The sequence below is a fragment of the Photobacterium proteolyticum genome (assembly GCF_001939735.1).
GTDB lineage: Bacteria > Pseudomonadota > Gammaproteobacteria > Enterobacterales > Vibrionaceae > Photobacterium > Photobacterium proteolyticum.
The window spans coordinates 1-2,604 of sequence record NZ_MJIL01000021.1 but is presented as its reverse complement, the minus strand read 5'-3'; the positions used below and the strand labels follow the sequence as shown (position 1 = coordinate 2,604).

Genomic DNA, 2,604 nt, shown 5'->3' with positions numbered 1-2,604 from the left:
TGTGGTGAATTCATTAGATCAGAAGGTAAGGTGCGTGTCTACTTATTGAACTACAAAGGTATTTTGTGGGGATTCGTAAGTCGCAGGCGTTACCCGACTTGGTTGAGTTCTTTTTGTGTACTTAACTCCGCTGTCGCTGTGAGTTGGTCAATTCCAGATAAATTCATATGCAGTAAGAATCGTTCATCGTTTGTAGCGGCTTCTTATTTTTAAACGCCTCAAAGACTTGCGTGAATGTTCGCTGGTAACCGCGCCAACTTCTTTGTTTGGTTTTACCCATGGTTCGGTCGTGGCGGTTGATGCTCCGCGTACATACCAGTTCTTAAATTTCTTAGCTATTGCCGCGCCATTATCGAGGATAGCCGCTTTCAATATTGTGGTCGGTGCGCTGGCAGGGAAGTGGTTACATTTTGGTGGTTGCCGAAAGAAATAGAATTGTGGGCGTGGTTCGCGGCTTTAGTTGGGCTGCCTTTTAATCAATATTGGCGAGCGTTTCTAGTGCATCTTTTCTAGGTAAACCATAGTGCTAACTTCATCGTTGCCGCTATTTTGTGGGTAAACGGGCAGTAATTATCGTGGTTATAGTTTTGAATTTGTCTGCTTTGAGTTGGGTGTCTGTCGCGCTGAATTAGCGCAGTTTTTAATTGCATTTCATCATGGCAGGCAAGCTGCTTAACCCAAGTCGAACGGCCGGGTAACAAGGCCATTAATACGACCACCAACGCTCGGCATTCTAGGTCTGAATTGGCTTTAGTGTTTTCGGTGGTCTATCAACATTATCGTAATACGTTGTGGCGTATTATGGCGAGCGTTACCCGACTAGGTTGAGTTCTTTTTGCTTACTTTACTCCGCAGTTGCTGTGAGTTGGTCAATTCCAGATAAACCCGTATGTAGTAAGAGTTGCTCCTCGTTTATAGCGGCTTCTTATTTTTAAATGTCTCAACGATTTGCGTGAATGTTCGCTGGTAACCGCGCCAACTTCTTTATTTGGTTTTAAACATGGTTCGGTTGTGGCGGTTGATGCTCCGTGTACTCACATGTTCTTGAATTTCTCAGCTATTGCCGCACCATTATCGAGGAATGCCGCTTTCAATATTGTGGTCGGTGCGTTGGTAGGGAAGTGGTTACATTTTGGTGGTTGCCGAAAGAAGTAGAATTGTGGGCGCTGTCTGCGGTTTTAGTTTGGGCTGTCTTTTAACCGATATTCGCGCACGTTTCTGGTTCATCTTTTCTAGGTAACCCATAGTGCTAACTTCATCGTAGCCGCTATTTTGTGGGTAAACGCGCAGTAATTTTCGTGGTTATAGTTTTGAATTTGTCTGCATTGAGTTGGGTGTTTGTCGCGCTTAATAAGCGCCGTTTTTAATTGCATTTCATCATGGCAGGCAAGCTGCTTCACCCAAGTCAACTGGCCGGGTAACAAAGCCATAAATACGACCACCAACGCTCGGCATTTTAGGTCTGAATTGGCTGTGGTGTTTTCGGTGGTCTATCAACATGTTCGTAATACGTTGTGGCGTATTATGGCGAGCGTTACCCGACTTGGTTGAGTTCTTTTTGCTTACTCTACTCCGTTGTCGCTGTGAGTTGGTCAATTCCAGATAAATTCGTATGCAGTAAGAGTCGTTCCTCGGTCATAGCGGATTCTTGTTTTTAAACGTCTCAACGACTTGCGTGAATGTTCGCTGATAACCGCGCCAACTTCTGTATTGGGTTTTTACCATGGTTCGGCCGTGGCGGTTGATACTCAGCGTACTCACTTGTTCTTAAATTTCTCATCCATTGCCTCGCCATTTTCGAGGATGTCCGCTTTCAATAGTGTGGTCGGTGCGTTGGTAGGGAAGTGGTTACATTTTGGTGGTTGCCGTAAACAGTAGAATTGTGGGTGATGTTCGCGGCTTTGGTTTTGGCTGCGTTGTTATCAATTTCATCGCAAATGTAAGGTGCGGCTTCACTAGGTAAACCATAGTGCTAACTTTATCGTTGCCGCTATTTGTGGGTAAACACGCAGTCATTTCCGTGGTTATAGTTTTGAATTTATCTGCTTTAAGTTTGGTGTTTGTCGCGCTTAATCTGAGTAGTTTTTAATTGCATTTCATCATTGCAGGCAAGCTGCTTTAGCCGAGTCGAACGGCCGGGTAACAATGGCATTAATGTGACGCCTGACACTCGGCGGTTTTGGTTTGAAGTGTATTTGGTTTAGTAAGTTCAGCGTTGGCGCACCTTATGCCAAGGCGTTATACACTTAGAATAAATGGGAGAGAATATGGCAATTGAAACAGTCAAGACTGCTTTTGATAGTGTTAAATTTCTTAAAGATATGTTTAATGGTCATGTTGACGGTGTGGCAAAAGAAAAAGTAGCCGAATTGCAACAACAATCAAATCAGAAAGTACTGGATATACAGCAAGCTTTGATGGAGCTACAAGCTGAGATTTTTCGTTATCAGGAGGAGAACTCACAATTAAGTGAACAGCTTAAAGTGTATACAGACTTAAATGAAAAACTAGAAAAATACGAACTCTGCGTATTCCGGCGATTGTGATCTAGGATTCCGTTTTTTTTCGATCACCTTTTTACCCTCTTTTTCTCTACCCTTATTT

Annotated in this window: 1 protein-coding gene; it reads left to right on the top strand. The window is 43.5% G+C overall.

The genetic code is table 11. From position 1 onward, the window contains the following. Nucleotides 1-2,267 precede the first annotated feature (2,267 nt). Entirely contained in the window at nt 2,268-2,546 is a 279-nt protein-coding gene (locus tag BIT28_RS00205; protein WP_139310409.1) for a hypothetical protein, read from the top strand. The last annotated feature ends 58 nt before the right edge of the window (nt 2,547-2,604 follow it).